The organism is Aquifex pyrophilus (assembly GCF_054656935.1).
The window spans coordinates 296,484-310,878 of the sequence record NZ_BAAHXJ010000003.1 but is presented as its reverse complement, the minus strand read 5'-3'; the positions used below and the strand labels follow the sequence as shown (position 1 = coordinate 310,878).

Here is a 14,395-nt window from a genome sequence, read left to right as displayed (position 1 = left end):
TTAGTTTAACACTATAGCGTCAATACACTTCAGATACAGGCTCTCGGGAAAGGTTGGAAGGTAAGGGTGGTCAAGGGGCTGGAGGTTAACGCTTTTTATGAAAATCCTCCTCCCGACGTCCGTTGAGGCGAGCCTCAGCTGTCTTACCATCTCCTCAACGCTCATCTGGTAGGTGCAGGTGCATATGAAAAGTCTTCCGTATCTTTTCAGCTTCCTGAAGGAGTGGTAAGCGAGCTTCCACACAGCCCACTTTACGCTTTCCTTTTCCTTCTTCGTTTTCGCTATTGCTGGCGGGTCCGCTATTATGAGGTCATAAACTTCTTTTGTTTCCTCAATAAAGTTAAAGGCGTTGTATTTGAGGAACTCCGCACTCACCCCATTTATTCTTGCGTTTTCCCGTGCAAGCTCAAGGGCGTCCTCGTTCAGGTCAACCCCGAGAACTTCTGCTCCCTTACTCCCAGCGTAAAGGGAAAAACCACCCGTATAACAAAAGAGGTCAAGAACCTTCATGCCCTCTTTGACAATACTCTGTATATACCTTCTGTTTTCCCTCTGGTCAAGGTAAAAGCCCGTTTTGAGTCCCTTCACAACGTCAACGAGAAAACGAAACTCCCCTTCTCTTATCTCAATCGGGTTTTCAAGCTCCCCGTAAAGAAGTCCCTTAAAGGGTCTAAGCCCCTCTTCTTCCCTTCCCTTGAAATCGCTCCTCTCGTAAACGAAGGTAGGTTTTATAACCTCAAGAATGGCATTTAAGACTTTTTCTTTTAACGATTCCATGGGATAACTTCTTACCTGAATGACCACCCCTTTGGAATACTTGTCAATTATGAGACCGCTGAGTAGGTCGCTCTCGGAGAAGGCAACCCGAAAGGCGTCCGAGTCTATACCCCTTCTCAGGGAAAGGGCTTCCTCAATTCTCCTTTTAAAGAAGTTCTCGTTTATCTCCTCCTTTTCGTATGAAAGAACCCTGAAGGCTATGCGGGATTTTGGGGAATACGTTCCAAGGGCGAGGAAGTTTCCCTCCGAGTCGTAAAGCTCCGCTATTATTCCCGTACCTTCCTTTTTCTTTATCTCGTCCCTGAACACCCAGGGGTAAAAGTGTTTTATCTTCTTTTCCCTTCCCTCTTTCAGGTATATTCTCATCAGGAGAATACGAAGCTCCTCACGAGCTCTTCGGCCCTCTTCTGGCTGAACTTGTAATAGGTCTCAACGGTAGTTTTTACGCTTGAGTGTCCTGCAAACTCTTTAACAACCTCAACGGGAAAACCCGAGTTTATAAGGTTCGTTATGTATGTGTGCCTGAAGCTGTGAATGCTGAAGTCTATATTCAGCCTCTTTGATAACCTGTCGGTGTAAACCTGAAGGACTCCCCTCTTTACCTTAAAGTTCTCCTCAAAGTCCTCTATCCACTTCAATAGCTTCTCGGTAGCCCTGAGGGTCTCGTCCTTGTCCGAGGCAAGTATGGGAACGAGCCTCCCCTTTCTTCTCTTAGTCATCTCGGGGGTAAGCCTAATCCAGAGTATTCCGCTCTTATCAAGGTAAAAGTTTTCCTTCATGAGTTTTTCATACTCCCCGAGCCTTATACCGCTGTAGAGGAATAGGGAGTATATCTTTTCGTACTTCTTTCCCTTTACCTTTTCAAATATGGCTTTAATCTCCTCCTTCGTTAGAGCTCTCGGGTATCTGGGTGTTTTCTTTGCGTTCAGCTCCTCCCTTGCCTCCTCTATTGCGGACTCAAGACTCTCAAAGAGCTCCTTGTCCAGATATTCCCTTCTCAGGAGAAACTTGAGAAAGTATCTCAGTGCGGAAAGGGTTGTGAGAAGGGAGCTTGGGTTCAGCTCACTCTCGTCTATATACCTGTATATGAGCGAGGGCTTTATCTTATCAACAACTTCCTTTTCGGAAATATCGTGAAACTTTAAAAACTCCCTCACGAGCATTATGTAGGTTTCCTTAGTTCTTTCGCTTTTCGTTTTCTCAAGGTGCTTCTCCCAAGCCTTTATTATTCCCATCAATTCATAATTTTATAATCCTTACTTATTATGGAAATAGTTCAGGAAGGAAAGGCTAAGGTTCTCGTTCCCGAAATTCCCAAAACGGTAAGCTCCGATATGCCCGTTTTTTACAATCCGAGAATGCGTGTAAATAGAGACCTTGCGGTTCTCGGGCTTGAGTATCTGTGCAAAAAGCTGGGAAGACCCGTAAAGGTTGCGGACCCCCTCTCCGCAAGCGGAATAAGGGCTATAAGGTTTATCCTTGAAACCTCGTGCGTTGAGAAGGCTTACGCAAACGATATAAGCTCAAAAGCCGTGGAGATAATGAGGGAAAACTTCAAGCTCAACAACATTCCTGAGGACAGATACGAGATTCACAGAATGGAGGCGAACTTCTTCCTCAGGAAGGAGTGGGGCTTCGGTTTTGACTACGTTGATTTAGACCCCTTCGGGACTCCCGTCCCCTTCATAGAGAGCGTTGCCTTATCAATGAAAAGGGGAGGAATTCTCAGCCTAACCGCTACAGATACCGCTCCCCTTTCTGGAACCTATCCCAAAACCTGTATGAGGAGATACATGGCAAGACCCTTAAGGAACGAGTTTAAACACGAGGTTGGTATAAGGATACTTATAAAGAAGGTTATAGAGCTTGCGGCTCAATACGACATAGCGATGATTCCCATATTTGCATACTCCCACCTCCATTACTTTAAGCTCTTCTTCGTAAAGGAGAGGGGAGTTGAGAAAGTTGACAAGCTTATAGAAAACTTCGGATACATTCAGTACTGCTTTAACTGCATGAACAGGGAGGTCGTTAAGGACCTCTACAAGTTCAAGGAAAGATGTCCCCACTGCGGTTCAAAGTATCACATAGGGGGGCCCATGTGGGTGGGCAAGCTGTGGGACGAGGAGTTCACAAACTTCCTCTATGAGGAAGCACAAAAGAGGGAGGAAATAGAAAAGGAAACGAAGAGAATACTAAAGCTCATAAAAGAGGAGTCAACGCTCCAGACGGTCGGATTTTACGTTCTCTCAAAACTTGCGGAGAAGGTTAAGCTACCCGCTCAGCCCCCCATAAGGATAGCGGTTAAGTTCTTTGACGGGGTGAGAACCCACTTCGTTGGTGACGGATTCAGAACAAAACTATCCTTTGAAGAAGTTATGAAGAAGATGGAGGAGCTAAAGGAGAAGCGGATAGAGTTTTTAAAGACGAGGGGTCAGGGGTAAACCCTTTTATACTCCTTTCCCTCCTTCTTGTATATGGCTTCAACCGCAACGTCCTTTTCCTTTAAAAGCTCGTAAATCTTTCTTGCCTCTTTTTCTCCCTTTACTCCGAGAACAACTCCGCACCTCGGGTCTATCTCGTCGGGAATGGGAAGGAGAACCGCGTTGTCCTTGTTTTCTTCCTTGAGGAGCTTTTCCGCTCTCGTTCCCTCGGAGATTGCGGTAAAGGTTATGAAGTGGTCGGGCTTCTTTGAAAAGGGGTTAAGCATTATGCAGAACTGCCTTAGGTGTAGCTTAACACCCAAGGAGTGGAACTTTATCCAATACCAAAGAGAGGGCTCGTGGGCTTCTCCAGCCTTCTTTATGTATGCTATCGTCTTTCCGTCAACCTTCTCGGTTTTCAAGAGAATGTTTCCGCTCTGTTTTGCCCAGCTCCATATATCCCTCTCAAAACCCGGGTCCGTAGAAATAACCTTCAGAACTTCACCTTCCTTCATCTTTCTCATCGTTTCCGAGGTCATAACAACGGGAAGGGGACAGCTCAAACCCGATAAATCCAATACCTTATCTTCCTTAATTTTTTCCATAGAATTATATACTAAAGATGTTTATCCTGTTGTTAAGTCTTTTATTACTGGTGGGGGGATGCACGCCCAAAACCAAGGAAGTAGTCTTCAGGGAAAATTACGTTGTTCTTAAGAAAGGAAGTTTCGGACTCACGGAAGAAGACCTTTACTTTGTTAGGGTGAAGGCAAGAATCCTTCACGCAAACAGCGTAAAGAGGCGTGAGGTTGAGGAAGCACTAAACTACTGGCTATCAAGAAAGGAGAGTCTTACGTATGCCTTTTACCGTATGAAGAAGTATGAGAAATACATAGTATCTGTCCTGAGGAGGTTCGGGCTTCCCGAAGAGCTTAAATACCTGCCTATCGTTGAGAGTATGTATAACCCCTTTGCGGTCTCAAGGAGCGGTGCTGCGGGCATATGGCAACTCATGCCCTTCACCGCAAGGCGCTACGGCCTCAGGGTAGAGAGGCATTACGACGAGAGGTTTGACCCCTTAAGGTCAACGGTTGCCGCCGTAAGATACCTGAGGGATTTATACGAGGAGTTCGGAAATCTTGAGCTCGTCCTTGCAGCATACAACTGCGGTGAGGGCTGTGTAAGGAGAAAGGCAAGGGGAAGCTTCTGGAGCTCAAAGAATAACCTCCCTGAAGAGACGAGGAATTACGTTCCCCTCTTTCTGGCACTCCTACACGTTGCGAAAAACCCAGATAGATACGGCATTCACGTTCCCAAAAATGCCCAAACACTCCAAAGGGTAAAGGTTAAAACCACGCTCCCCGTAAAGACCTTTATAAAAATCTACGGGCTTAAGGAATCTGTCTTCAGGGATTTAAATCCCCACATAAAGGGAGAACTAATACCGAAAGGGGCATACGTTTATATAGAAGAGAAGTATGTTGCGGAAAGAAATCCCCTGCTACATACTGGCGGGAGGTAAAAGCAGACGCTTCGGAGAGGATAAACTCTTATACAAAATAAACGGAAAAAGCGTAATAGAGAGAGTCCTTGAAACCGCAAAAAAAGTTTTTAAGGAAGTATATATAGTTGCAAAGGAAAGGGAAAAGTTTTCCTTTTTAAAGGTTCCTGTAATTGAGGACGAAAGAAAGGAACAGGCTTCCATAATAGGGCTATATACAGCTTTAAAACATTCAAAAAGGGAGGAATGCTTCATACTTTCGGGAGACCTTCCCTTAATTTCGGAAAGAACCTTAAATTTTCTCCTAAAAAGATACAATCCACCTATAACGCTTGCAAAAACGGATAATGTTCACCCATTGGTAGGCATATACTCAAAAATTGTTCTTAAACTTCTTGAAGAGTTTATAGAGAAGAAGAACTTTAAAATTTACGAATTTATTAAAAACTTTAACTATAAAGCTGTTGAACTTCCTCCGGAACTGGAAAAAACGGTTACAAATCTGAACAGAAAGGAGGAACTGGAAAAAGTTATAATTTATTTAAGATGATATTACTGTTTTTGTTAGCTTTGTTCGTATTTTTATCTTGTGCTCCGAAGATAAATTTTGCGGAGTACACTATTACGCCCCAAGATACACTTATATCAAAATCTGAACTTCCCGATTTTGTAATTACTAAGAAGGAAATAAAAGTTGCCGTTTTAACACCAAAAGTAGATAGTACTCTGGGAAGCAATTGTGACTTGTCCCACACGGCAAAGGAAATTATTAAATCGGTTCTAAGCACACACAGCAGAAATTTAGTGAAAAATAATGACAATTTTAAAGATGTTGATTACATTATTACACCATACATATACCGCGCAGATGTCATTGCCAGCTTTAAAAGGGGTAAGGTTTATTACGATAAAAACAATAAATTGCGGGAGGAACCTTCATTATGCATTAGAAAAGCAACGGTAATGCTAACTATAAAGGTTATAAATCCGAAAAATGACTTAGTCATTTCCTCGGTAAATATATCTAAAACTTTACAAGAGAATCTAAAAAGTGTTTCCTACTGGTATTGTAAATACGAAGGTATTTGTGGATTTTTAAAAGAAGCTCTAACACAAGCTGTAGAGCAAAGAAGATATGCCCTAAGGAATATGTTTCCCGTTTACGGATACATATACAGACTCATGACTCATAAAAAGGAACCGGGGAAACGTATAGCATTCATAACGCTCGGAAGGGAAGACGGTATAAAACCGGGCGATACGCTCAAAATAGTGGAGTTTAAAAGGGTAAAGGACCCCGTAACGGGAAGGTATTTCTACGAGGAATACGAAATAGGTGAGTGTAAGGTAAGCTCCACAAAGTTTGAAGTGGATAAGTCCATCTGTGTTATAGACGATATGGAAACCGCAAAGAAGGTAAGGATTAAGCACGCTGTAAAGAGATGAAGGAGACGAGAATAATCAAATACATAAAGAGTCTCATAAGGAACCATAAGTATTTAACGACTGAGGATATAATGCTCTTGCTTGAGAAGTACTATAACCTTCCTATTAACGTTCCCTCCGTTTACTACAAGTATAAGAAGATAATAAGGCAGTGTAGACAGGAAGTATATAAGGAGAGGAGAAGGGCTAAGCGTAAAAAACGTGAAGGTGAAGGTTAAACTCCTTCCTCAACTTATCCGCAAGGCTAAGGGCAAACTCAACAGCGTTCTTTTTCTCCTCAAAGAAACCAATCCTGAACCTGTCAAGGCTTACCTCAAAAGGCCTTTCTTTGTTAACGGGATTTGCAAACTTCGGCTTGTTGTATTCATAAACGTCAGCCCATAGGTTCAGAGGACTTATGAGTATAACGTAGCCCCTTCCCTCAAGCTGGGTGCTCAGGTTATCCTTGACCTTCTTGAAAACCTTGAAGTCTTCTTCGTTGTAAAGTTCTTCTTTGCAGAAGTTTTTAAGCTCCGTTCCGTAGTAGTTCAGCTCTTTGTCCCCTTCAAGTATGTAAAGGCTAACTCCCTTTTCCTTTGAGAGCTCACAAAGGGCTTTCAGTATCTTTCCCCACGCTTTCATGTTTAAGATTATAAAGGAATATGAAGCTCATTAGGGAGTTAATAATAAACGGCGAAGAGGAGATGTTTAAGTTTGCCCAAGAGTTCGCAAAAAACTTAAAGGGAAAGGAGGTTATATGCCTAAGGGGGGAGCTGGGAGCGGGTAAAACGACCTTCGTTAAGGGACTTGCAAAGGCACTCGGAATAAAGGAAGGATACCAAGTAAGAAGTCCTACTTTCACACTCGTGAACGAGTATCCGACAAAAAGGGGAAAGCTAATTCACATAGACCTCTACAGGGTTAAGGATTTTGACTACTCGGAGTTTATAGGTGAAGGTATATTGGCGGTTGAGTGGGAGGAGAGAAAAGAAAACTGCGACTATGTTATAGAGATTGAACATCTGGGTGAAAACAAAAGGAAGGTTAGAGTATTCTCACGTGTAGAGGCGTGAGCACCTCTCTACTCCTTCAACACTCTTAATTCTTTCACACACTTCGTTGAGGTGCTTTCTGTCCTTTACGCTTATCGTGAAGTCCATAACCGCATACGTATCGTTTGTTCTCGTTGTTGAAAGGTGTATATTTGAGTTCGCCTGGGATATCGCGTTCGCTATATCCGAAAGGAGGCCTATCCTATCCCTGGCAACCACCCTTATATCCGTAAGGAACCTTCCCTTTCCTTTCCACTCAACTTTTCTAACTTTTTCCGGATTTACCTTTAGAACATTTTTTAGGTTAGGACAGCCCGCTTCGTGGAGAACAAGTCCCTTAACCCTCGTTATAACACCGTAAACCTCATCTCCCGGAACCGGCTTACAGCACTTTGCGACTTCATACTTAATGTTGTTGAGCTCCTCAAGGTAAACAACGCTCTCGTCTCTTTCCTCCTCATGTACGCTTTTCTCCTTAGGAGCTATAAGCTTAAGGAGATTAGTAAGGGATATCTTTCTCTTTCCAAGGGCGAGGAAGAGCTCCTCTTCCCTCTCAAATCTCACCTTTTCCCTTATCTTTTTAAGAAGTTCCTCATGGGATACGCCGAGCCTCTGTCTTAACTTTTCAAAAAGTCTCTTTCCTTCGCTTATATACCTTTCCTTTTCCTGCTGTTTTAGAAACTGCTTTATCCTATTGCGGGCTTTTGGCGTTTTTACAAAGGCGAGCCACTCGTAACTGGGTGTCTTATTCGGATTTGTTATTATCTCAACTACGTCCCCGTTCTGGAGCTCGTAATTCAGGGGAACTATCTTTCCGTTCACCTTTGCTCCTGCACAGTGGTTTCCAACTTCCGTGTGAATCTTGTATGCAAAATCAACGGGCGTTGAGCCCTTCGGGAGGACTATGAGGTCACCTTTGGGAGTGAATACAAATACTTCCTCAAAGAATAGATTGTTCTTTAGATTTTCAAGAAGGTCTGAAGGGTTAGAACTTCCCTGGATGCTCTCTACGAGCTCCCTCAGCCAAGCGTAAACCTGAGAGTCGTTTATTCCCTTTCCCTCCTTGTAAGCCCAGTGGGAGGCTATACCCTTTTCCGCACGCTCGTGCATCTCGTAGGTTCTTATCTGGAACTCAACCAGCTTCCCTTTATCAGCGACAACGGTAGTGTGGAGGGACTGGTAGAGGTTTGGCTTGGGAAGGGATATGTAATCCTTGAACCTCCCGGGAACAGGCTTAAAGAGGCTGTGAATTACACCGAGAACTGTATAACACTCGGGAATCGTATTTACGATTATCCTCACACCAAGTATATCGTGAACGTCCTCAAGTTTAATCCCCTTTCTCTTCGTCTTTTCCCATATGCTGTAGTAATGCTTCGTTCTGTACTGAATCTCCCCTTTAATGCCCTGCCTCTCAAGGGCTTCCTTTACCTTCGGAATTACGTATTTCTTCAGATACTCCTCAAGTTCCTTTCTTGACTGCTGAACGAAATTCTTTACCTTTTCATACTCCTCGGGATACAAATACTTAAAGGAGAGGTCTTCAAGCTCGTTCTTTATCTTCCATACACCGAGCCTGTGGGCGAGGGGCGCGAATATTTCAAGGGTTTCTTTCGCTATTCTCTTTCTCTTTTCCTCCCTGAAGACCCAGAGAGTTTTCATATTGTCAAGCCTGTCCGCCAACTTCAGAATTATCACACGGGGGTCCTTTGCGGTTGCGAGGATTAACTTCCTGTAGTTCTCCGCCTGGTCAGATTTATACTTTATCTTTCCTATCTTCGTCACGCCCTCAACAAGCTGTGCAACGTTCTCCCCGAACAGCTCCCTTATTTCCTCATAACTCGTCTGGGTATCCTCAATAAGGTCGTGAAGGAATCCCGCAATAACGGTTTCAGTATCCATACCCAGCTCCGCGAGAATTAGGGCAACGTTCAGGGGATGAACAATGTAAGGCTCTCCCGTTTTTCTCTTCTGTTCTCCGTGTCTCTCCTTTGCAAACTCGTAAGCCCTAACAATCTCCTCCCTTTTCTCCTCTGGCTGGAGGGATAATATTCGTTCCAGAGTTTCTTCAAGAACGGAGTGTTCAACTTTCTGCATCTACAGTTTAATATAGTTTCTTAAAGGAGTTTAAACATGGTATTGGGAAGGTTATTGGGTGCATTTTCGAGCAATATCGGAATTGATTTGGGGACCGCAAACACCGCGGTTTTCGTGGAGGGAAAGGGGATAGTCCTTTACGAGCCTTCAATTGTGGCAATTGATACGAAAACGGGAAAGATACTGGCGGTAGGAAAGGAAGCGAAGGATATGGTGGGAAAGACACCGGAGAACATTCAGGCCATAAGACCTCTCAGGGACGGTGTGATAACGGACTTTGAGGTAACACAGGCCATGCTCACATACTTCATCAAGAAGGTGATGGGGAGGATACTTTTCAGGCCAAAACCGATAACGGTTATCGGCGTTCCCACGGGCATAACGCCGGTTGAGAAGAGGGCGGTAATTGACGCAGCAAAGAGTGCGGGAGCAAGGGAGGTTTACCTGATAGCGGAGCCCATGGCCGCGGCAATAGGTGCGGACCTCCCCGTTGAGGAACCCGTCGGAAACATGATTGTGGACATAGGAGGGGGAACGACGGATATAGCGGTAATATCCCTCGCGGGAATAGTTGTATCAAACTCCCTCAGGATTGCAGGGGACGAGATGAACGAAGCGATAATCCAGTATATAAAGAGGAAGCTTCACCTCCTCATAGGGGAACAGACCGCGGAGAGGATAAAGATAGAGCTGGGGAGTGCCATGGCTGAAGAAGAGGAGAGGGAACTTGAGATAAGGGGAAGGGATATGACGGGACTACCGAGAACTGCGGTTATAACGAACCACATGATAACGGAAGCCCTTGAGGACACCGTAAACTCAATAATAAACGCCGTTAGAACAACCCTTGAGAGAACACCTCCCGAACTCGCCTCCGACATAGCGGAAAGGGGGATAGTCCTCGCGGGAGGTGGTGCACTTCTCAGAAACCTCGATAAGAAGATAGAACAGGAAACGGGAATAAAAGCGATTTATGCGGATGAGCCCCTAACTGCGGTTGCGAGAGGTCTCGGAAAGGTTCTTGAAAATATAGACCTCATAAGGAGAATATCTATGGAATGAACCTGAGGAGTTTAAACCTTTACTTCTTTTCGTTGCTCCTTCTAACTCTGTTTATAATACTCGTCCAGAAGTTTCACTCTCCCGTTGAGCCTCTCCTTCGTAAAATCTCATACATCATTTTTACACCCTTCTTGAAAACGGAGAGGGAGATAGAAGAGGAGGTGGAAAAGGCACTCCTTTACATAAGGGATTTGAAAAAAGCCATGAAGATGATAGGTTCTTACAAGAAGTTAAAGGAGGAACTCCAGGCCTACAGGGAGAGGGTAAGCCAGTACGAAGAAATTCTCACAAAACTTGAGGAAGACTTGGACTTTTACTTTCCCCCAAAAGCAAAATACGTTGTAAGTAAGATTATCTATTACGACCCTTCGGGTGAAGACAGATTTTTCATAATAAGGGACGGGAAGAATAAGGAGATAAAGAAGGGAGATATAGTAGTTTCAAAGGGTTACATAATCGGAATTGTAGATGAGGTTTACCCATCAACGAGTAAGGTGATAACCCTTTTTAACGAAAAGACCGCACTCCTCGTTTCCGTTGAAAATTTACCGAAGGCTTACATCTACAGGGGGGGCAGACCTTACGGAAAGCTTATGTATGTGGAGATAAAGGATAACGTAAAGGAGGGAGACAGAGTTCTCTACAAGGACCTCACGATGAGAATACCTCCCTTTCCCGTTGGTGAGGTAATTTATACGGGCTTCGGGGAGGACCCATTCTTTAAAGAAGTTATGGTAAAACCTTACGTATCTCCACGCTCCGTTGAGTTTGTTGTAGTTTTTAAAGAATGAAGAAAATAGTGGTTTTATTCAGCGGAGGTGTTGAGAGCACCGCACTTATCGTTCATTATGCCCTTAAAAACTACACCGTTTACCCCCTCTACGTTAAGTTCGGCTTTCCTTGGGAAAACTACGAAAAGGAGGTTGCAAAGAAGGTTTTAAATATCCTCAAAGGAAAGTTTAGGGGGATATTGAACCTAAAGGTTGATATTGCTAATGCGCCCTTAAAACGCTTTGAGAAATATCCATCTTCCGAAGGAGAGCTTGAGATTCCCCTCAGGAACCTCATACTCTGCACAAGGGGGGCGATTTACGCCTTTAAAAAAGGTATAGATAGGTGTGCTATCGGAAGCCTCGGAATATACCCCTTTCCCGACAACAAGAGGGATTACTTTGATAAACTTGAGGAGTTGATAAGTTCGGGACTCGGTAAACCTTTCGTTATAGAAACTCCCTTCTTCGGTATGGAAAAGGAAGAGGTGATAAAGAGATACGGAATGTACATTCCTCTGAGTATAACGCTTTCCTGTATAAACCCTGTTAACGGAAAGCCCTGCGGAAAATGTATAAAGTGTAAGGAAAGGGAGGAGGCTACGAAGCTCCTTTAATATCCCTTTTCTTTTCTATATACTCAAGGGATATAAATGCGAGTTCAAGAGAAAGTGTATAGGGAATCAGAAAAGCAAGGGGTATCGTTACAACAAATAAACTCAGAAAAATGATTCCCAGAAATCCTACGGTAAATAAAAAAGACCAAAGTATACCTACACTTACATAGTGACTTGAGAAGCTCTCTCTGACGAAATTGGGAGTTAGCATCTCAAGGGTGGACTTCAAAGTTTTAATAAAACTTCCCCTTCCTCTTTCCAGAACCCTTGAGAAAAGTAAAGGCATAACATACACTTCCCAAATAAGGAAAAGAATAACTAAGGCAAGCAGGACAAAAGCAAGCTTATTTGTGTGAACCATATTCCAGTTCGGAATGCTGTTTGCATATACAAGAAGAACAGCAATTAGAACGGAGAAAAATATTACGTTTACCAGGAAAATCCCGAGGGATACTCCCAATCCGCTCTTAAAGAACTTCGTAAAAGTTTCCTCAAACTTTATACCCTTGAATACCTTTTCCAGCTCTTTTTTATCGTTGTAGTCCGCATACTTTAGTTTATCAATCACATGGAGTATAAAGGCGTTTAAAAAGGCATTCAGGGAAAAACCGAAAAGCGTTCCGAGATAAGGAAGTGTGGAGAGTATTGATAGGACTAAAAGGGCAATGGACCAGGATATGAGAAGGCCCACGTTTGATTTTACCGCTGTGTAAATCCTTGAAAAAAGTTCCCCCACGGATTCCTTCTCAATTTTTATCTCAATTATAGAAGCGTATTTATCTGCGATTTCCTGTATCCTTCCCAGCAAAACCGGGTCCCTTATATAAACGGTTATTGAACCGTCATCTTTCCTTATTCTTTCGTAATCCCCTCTATCAATCCCCAGAACTTTGTTAAGAAGGTTAAACAAAAACTCTTCCGGGACTTCACTCTCCTTCAATCTTATGCGAACCCTTGCGAGCATTAAGAATATTAAAAATCACTTTGTCGCCTTCATATACTCCTGTATCTTCATTTCTATCATATCCTTGTAGCGGAGCTTTTCTTTTTTAAGCTTTTCTATCTCCATCTCAAGGTCGTGGGTCATGGGATGATGCTTCTCAAGCTTCCTTATTTTCTTATCAAGCTCCTCGTGCTTATCCTTAAGCTCCCTGAACTCGGGATCTTTCTCGTAAAGCTCCTTAATGATTTGTTCTCTATCCATTCATCACCTCCCTTTATTATTTGAATTTAGTAAAAAGCTCACCTTTTAACACCTCTCCGCCGAGGTCGTAATCCGCGGACTGGTTTATCCTCACCCTCACAACCTCCCTGGGCTTTATCTCATCAAGGGTTTCAAGGTAAATAACTCCATCAACCTCGGGAGCCTGGAAGTAAGCTCTTCCCCTGGGAACGAAGGAAAACTCCTCATCGTATCCGTCAACGATAACCTCAAGCTCCTTTCCTATAAACTCCTCGTTTTTCCTCTTCGTTATCTCCCTCTGAACCCTTAAGATTTCCTCTTTTCTTTCCTCTTTAACCTCTTCGGGAATCCTGTCTCCGAAGCTGTAAGCGTACGTTCCCTCCTCGTGGGAGTAAGTAAAGACACCCAGCCAGTGGAAGTGTCCCTCCTCAACAAAGGAAAGAAGCTCCTTAAAATCCTCTTCGGTTTCCGCTGGAAATCCGACTATGAGGGAGGTTCTGAAGACCGCCTGGGGTATCTTCTTTTTAATCCTCTCAAGGAGGTTTCTCACGAACTTTCCGTCATATCCTCTTCTCATGTCTTTTAAAACCTTGTCGGATATGTGTTGAACGGGGATATCAAAGTAAGGGACAACCTTCTCGGAGTCCGATACGAAATTTATGAGCTCCTCGCTCACCTCGGTGGGATAGAGGTATAAAAGCCTTATCCACTTTATACCTTCAACCTTCTCAAGCTCCCTGAGGAGCTCTATCAGTTTATACTCCCTGTATAAATCCTTACCGTAGTATGTGGTATCCTGAGAGACTACGCAGAGCTCTTTTATGCCAATTTCCGCAAGTTTTTTAGCCTCTTCAACGATTTCTTCAATTTTTCTTGAGCGGTGTCTCCCCCTTATTGAAGGGATTGAACAGAAGGAACAGAGTCTGTTGCACCCCTCCGCTATCTTCAGGTATGCGTAAGAGCGCGTTGTGAGAAGCCTGAAGCCCTTTTCTTTTTCCTTCAGGTTTAGGTATTTGAGAATTTCGTCCCAGCTCTCGGTTCCGAAATAGGCCTTTACTTCGGGGATTTCCTTTTTCAGCTCTTCCTTATACCTCTCAACGAGACAGCCCATAACGATTACTTCCTTCCCGCTCTCCGCAAACTCAAGTATAGTTTCTATACTTTCAAGCTTTGCGGGTTCTATAAAACCGCAGGTGTTTATTATTATCACGTCCGCCTCTTCGGGATTGGGGGTTATCTGGGCTCCCGCACTTTTCAGCTTTCCGAGGAGTATCTCACTGTCAACGAGGTTTTTAGCACATCCCAAGCTAACGAGTCCTACTTTCATAAAAGAACATTTTAGTTCTCAAAATCCCCGTATCCATGATGTTCGGAGTTTTTAATAGGGAACTTAAAAGTATCCCTTCTTTTATAAAGGGCATTTCAAGCATACATAATTAAAACTGTAAAACTTGATTACCACATGTTGCAATCCCTTCTTTTATTAAG

General features: G+C 43.5%; 17 protein-coding genes. 9 read left to right on the top strand and 8 right to left on the bottom strand.

Features of this window, described 5'->3' with window-relative positions; translation table 11 throughout:
* Entirely contained in the window at positions 1 to 1,143 is a 1,143-nt protein-coding gene (locus ACYQZ0_RS02205; RefSeq protein ID WP_459774858.1) for a class I SAM-dependent rRNA methyltransferase, read from the bottom strand.
* Positions 1,143 to 2,012: a tyrosine-type recombinase/integrase gene (locus ACYQZ0_RS02200; protein WP_459774857.1), complete on the bottom strand. Its 870-nt coding sequence runs from the start codon at positions 2,010 to 2,012 to the stop codon at positions 1,143 to 1,145. Before ACYQZ0_RS02200 ends, ACYQZ0_RS02205 begins: the two co-directional genes overlap by 1 nt.
* Before the next feature lie 30 nt (positions 2,013 to 2,042).
* Between ACYQZ0_RS02200 and ACYQZ0_RS02195 the strand changes: the two genes are divergently transcribed.
* Positions 2,043 to 3,221, top strand: coding sequence for a tRNA (guanine(10)-N(2))-dimethyltransferase (locus ACYQZ0_RS02195; protein WP_459774856.1), 1,179 nt, complete (start codon positions 2,043 to 2,045; stop codon positions 3,219 to 3,221).
* Here the strand turns inward: ACYQZ0_RS02195 and ACYQZ0_RS02190 are convergent.
* Entirely contained in the window at positions 3,212 to 3,805 is a 594-nt protein-coding gene (locus tag ACYQZ0_RS02190; protein WP_459774855.1) for a sulfurtransferase TusA family protein, read from the bottom strand. The two genes, ACYQZ0_RS02195 and ACYQZ0_RS02190, sit on opposite strands and share 10 nt — an antisense overlap.
* 29 nt (positions 3,806 to 3,834) lie before the next feature.
* Here ACYQZ0_RS02190 and ACYQZ0_RS02185 point away from each other — a divergent pair, with 29 nt between their 5' ends.
* From ACYQZ0_RS02185 to ACYQZ0_RS02170, 4 genes are all read left to right on the top strand, one after another.
* Positions 3,835 to 4,722 carry a lytic transglycosylase domain-containing protein gene (locus ACYQZ0_RS02185; protein WP_459774854.1) on the top strand — a complete coding sequence of 296 codons (888 nt, stop codon included), beginning with the start codon at positions 3,835 to 3,837 and terminating at the stop codon, positions 4,720 to 4,722.
* Positions 4,679 to 5,251 carry a molybdenum cofactor guanylyltransferase MobA gene (gene mobA, locus ACYQZ0_RS02180; RefSeq protein ID WP_459774853.1) on the top strand — a complete coding sequence of 191 codons (573 nt, stop codon included), beginning with the start codon at positions 4,679 to 4,681 and terminating at the stop codon, positions 5,249 to 5,251. Before ACYQZ0_RS02185 ends, mobA begins: the two co-directional genes overlap by 44 nt.
* A 413-nt stretch (positions 5,252 to 5,664) precedes the next feature.
* Positions 5,665 to 6,147, top strand: a complete 483-nt coding sequence (locus ACYQZ0_RS02175; protein ID WP_459774852.1) for a hypothetical protein — start codon at positions 5,665 to 5,667, stop codon at positions 6,145 to 6,147.
* Complete coding sequence (locus ACYQZ0_RS02170) at positions 6,144 to 6,365, top strand: hypothetical protein (RefSeq protein ID WP_459774851.1); 222 nt, start codon at positions 6,144 to 6,146, stop codon at positions 6,363 to 6,365. Before ACYQZ0_RS02175 ends, ACYQZ0_RS02170 begins: the two co-directional genes overlap by 4 nt.
* Here ACYQZ0_RS02170 and ACYQZ0_RS02165 read toward each other — a convergent pair.
* On the bottom strand, positions 6,334 to 6,768 hold the full coding sequence (locus ACYQZ0_RS02165) for a hypothetical protein (RefSeq protein ID WP_459774850.1): 435 nt from the start codon (positions 6,766 to 6,768) through the stop codon (positions 6,334 to 6,336). The two genes, ACYQZ0_RS02170 and ACYQZ0_RS02165, sit on opposite strands and share 32 nt — an antisense overlap.
* Positions 6,769 to 6,788: 20 nt before the next feature.
* Here ACYQZ0_RS02165 and tsaE point away from each other — a divergent pair, with 20 nt between their 5' ends.
* Positions 6,789 to 7,199 (top strand): tRNA (adenosine(37)-N6)-threonylcarbamoyltransferase complex ATPase subunit type 1 TsaE, encoded by a 411-nt coding sequence (gene tsaE / locus ACYQZ0_RS02160; protein ID WP_459774849.1) that lies wholly within the window; start codon positions 6,789 to 6,791, stop codon positions 7,197 to 7,199.
* On the opposite strand, the gene ACYQZ0_RS02155 is transcribed toward tsaE, so the two are convergent.
* Positions 7,182 to 9,275: a RelA/SpoT family protein gene (locus ACYQZ0_RS02155; RefSeq protein WP_459774848.1), complete on the bottom strand. Its 2,094-nt coding sequence runs from the start codon at positions 9,273 to 9,275 to the stop codon at positions 7,182 to 7,184. The genes tsaE and ACYQZ0_RS02155 overlap by 18 nt on opposite strands.
* Before the next feature lie 36 nt (positions 9,276 to 9,311).
* Here ACYQZ0_RS02155 and ACYQZ0_RS02150 point away from each other — a divergent pair, with 36 nt between their 5' ends.
* Genes ACYQZ0_RS02150 through ACYQZ0_RS02140 form a run of 3 tightly spaced genes read left to right on the top strand, consistent with a single transcriptional unit; the run spans position 9,312 to position 11,724 of the window.
* Positions 9,312 to 10,337: a rod shape-determining protein gene (locus ACYQZ0_RS02150; RefSeq protein WP_459774847.1), complete on the top strand. Its 1,026-nt coding sequence runs from the start codon at positions 9,312 to 9,314 to the stop codon at positions 10,335 to 10,337.
* Positions 10,334 to 11,128 (top strand): rod shape-determining protein MreC, encoded by a 795-nt coding sequence (mreC, locus tag ACYQZ0_RS02145; protein ID WP_459774846.1) that lies wholly within the window; start codon positions 10,334 to 10,336, stop codon positions 11,126 to 11,128. The genes ACYQZ0_RS02150 and mreC overlap by 4 nt, the downstream gene beginning before the upstream one ends.
* On the top strand, positions 11,125 to 11,724 hold the full coding sequence (locus ACYQZ0_RS02140) for a 7-cyano-7-deazaguanine synthase (protein ID WP_459774845.1): 600 nt from the start codon (positions 11,125 to 11,127) through the stop codon (positions 11,722 to 11,724). Before mreC ends, ACYQZ0_RS02140 begins: the two co-directional genes overlap by 4 nt.
* Here the strand turns inward: ACYQZ0_RS02140 and ACYQZ0_RS02135 are convergent.
* Genes ACYQZ0_RS02135 through rimO form a run of 3 tightly spaced genes read right to left on the bottom strand, consistent with a single transcriptional unit; the run spans position 11,708 to position 14,234 of the window.
* A complete protein-coding gene (locus tag ACYQZ0_RS02135) occupies positions 11,708 to 12,688 on the bottom strand; it encodes a hypothetical protein (protein ID WP_459774843.1) in 981 nt (326 codons plus the stop codon). The genes ACYQZ0_RS02140 and ACYQZ0_RS02135 overlap by 17 nt on opposite strands.
* Positions 12,689 to 12,703: 15 nt before the next feature.
* Positions 12,704 to 12,928, bottom strand: a complete 225-nt coding sequence (locus tag ACYQZ0_RS02130; protein ID WP_459774842.1) for an HP1242/YdcH family protein — start codon at positions 12,926 to 12,928, stop codon at positions 12,704 to 12,706.
* A 16-nt stretch (positions 12,929 to 12,944) separates the two neighbouring features.
* On the bottom strand, positions 12,945 to 14,234 hold the full coding sequence (gene rimO, locus ACYQZ0_RS02125; RefSeq protein WP_459774841.1) for a 30S ribosomal protein S12 methylthiotransferase RimO: 1,290 nt from the start codon (positions 14,232 to 14,234) through the stop codon (positions 12,945 to 12,947).
* Positions 14,235 to 14,395: the final 161 nt, after the last annotated feature.

Coding starts and splice junctions, on each gene's coding strand:
- ACYQZ0_RS02135 (WP_459774843.1), bottom strand. CDS start 12,688: ATGCTCGCAAGGGTTCGCATAAGATTGAAGGAGAGTGAAGTCCCGGAA.
- ACYQZ0_RS02165 (WP_459774850.1), bottom strand. CDS start 6,768: ATGAAAGCGTGGGGAAAGATACTGAAAGCCCTTTGTGAGCTCTCAAAG.
- ACYQZ0_RS02150 (WP_459774847.1), top strand. CDS start 9,312: ATGGTATTGGGAAGGTTATTGGGTGCATTTTCGAGCAATATCGGAATT.
- ACYQZ0_RS02140 (WP_459774845.1), top strand. CDS start 11,125: ATGAAGAAAATAGTGGTTTTATTCAGCGGAGGTGTTGAGAGCACCGCA.
- ACYQZ0_RS02200 (WP_459774857.1), bottom strand. CDS start 2,012: ATGGGAATAATAAAGGCTTGGGAGAAGCACCTTGAGAAAACGAAAAGC.
- rimO (WP_459774841.1), bottom strand. CDS start 14,234: ATGAAAGTAGGACTCGTTAGCTTGGGATGTGCTAAAAACCTCGTTGAC.
- tsaE (WP_459774849.1), top strand. CDS start 6,789: ATGAAGCTCATTAGGGAGTTAATAATAAACGGCGAAGAGGAGATGTTT.
- ACYQZ0_RS02190 (WP_459774855.1), bottom strand. CDS start 3,805: ATGGAAAAAATTAAGGAAGATAAGGTATTGGATTTATCGGGTTTGAGC.
- ACYQZ0_RS02170 (WP_459774851.1), top strand. CDS start 6,144: ATGAAGGAGACGAGAATAATCAAATACATAAAGAGTCTCATAAGGAAC.
- mreC (WP_459774846.1), top strand. CDS start 10,334: ATGAACCTGAGGAGTTTAAACCTTTACTTCTTTTCGTTGCTCCTTCTA.
- mobA (WP_459774853.1), top strand. CDS start 4,679: ATGTTGCGGAAAGAAATCCCCTGCTACATACTGGCGGGAGGTAAAAGC.
- ACYQZ0_RS02130 (WP_459774842.1), bottom strand. CDS start 12,928: ATGGATAGAGAACAAATCATTAAGGAGCTTTACGAGAAAGATCCCGAG.
- ACYQZ0_RS02195 (WP_459774856.1), top strand. CDS start 2,043: ATGGAAATAGTTCAGGAAGGAAAGGCTAAGGTTCTCGTTCCCGAAATT.
- ACYQZ0_RS02155 (WP_459774848.1), bottom strand. CDS start 9,275: ATGCAGAAAGTTGAACACTCCGTTCTTGAAGAAACTCTGGAACGAATA.
- ACYQZ0_RS02205 (WP_459774858.1), bottom strand. CDS start 1,143: ATGAGAATATACCTGAAAGAGGGAAGGGAAAAGAAGATAAAACACTTT.
- ACYQZ0_RS02175 (WP_459774852.1), top strand. CDS start 5,665: ATGCTAACTATAAAGGTTATAAATCCGAAAAATGACTTAGTCATTTCC.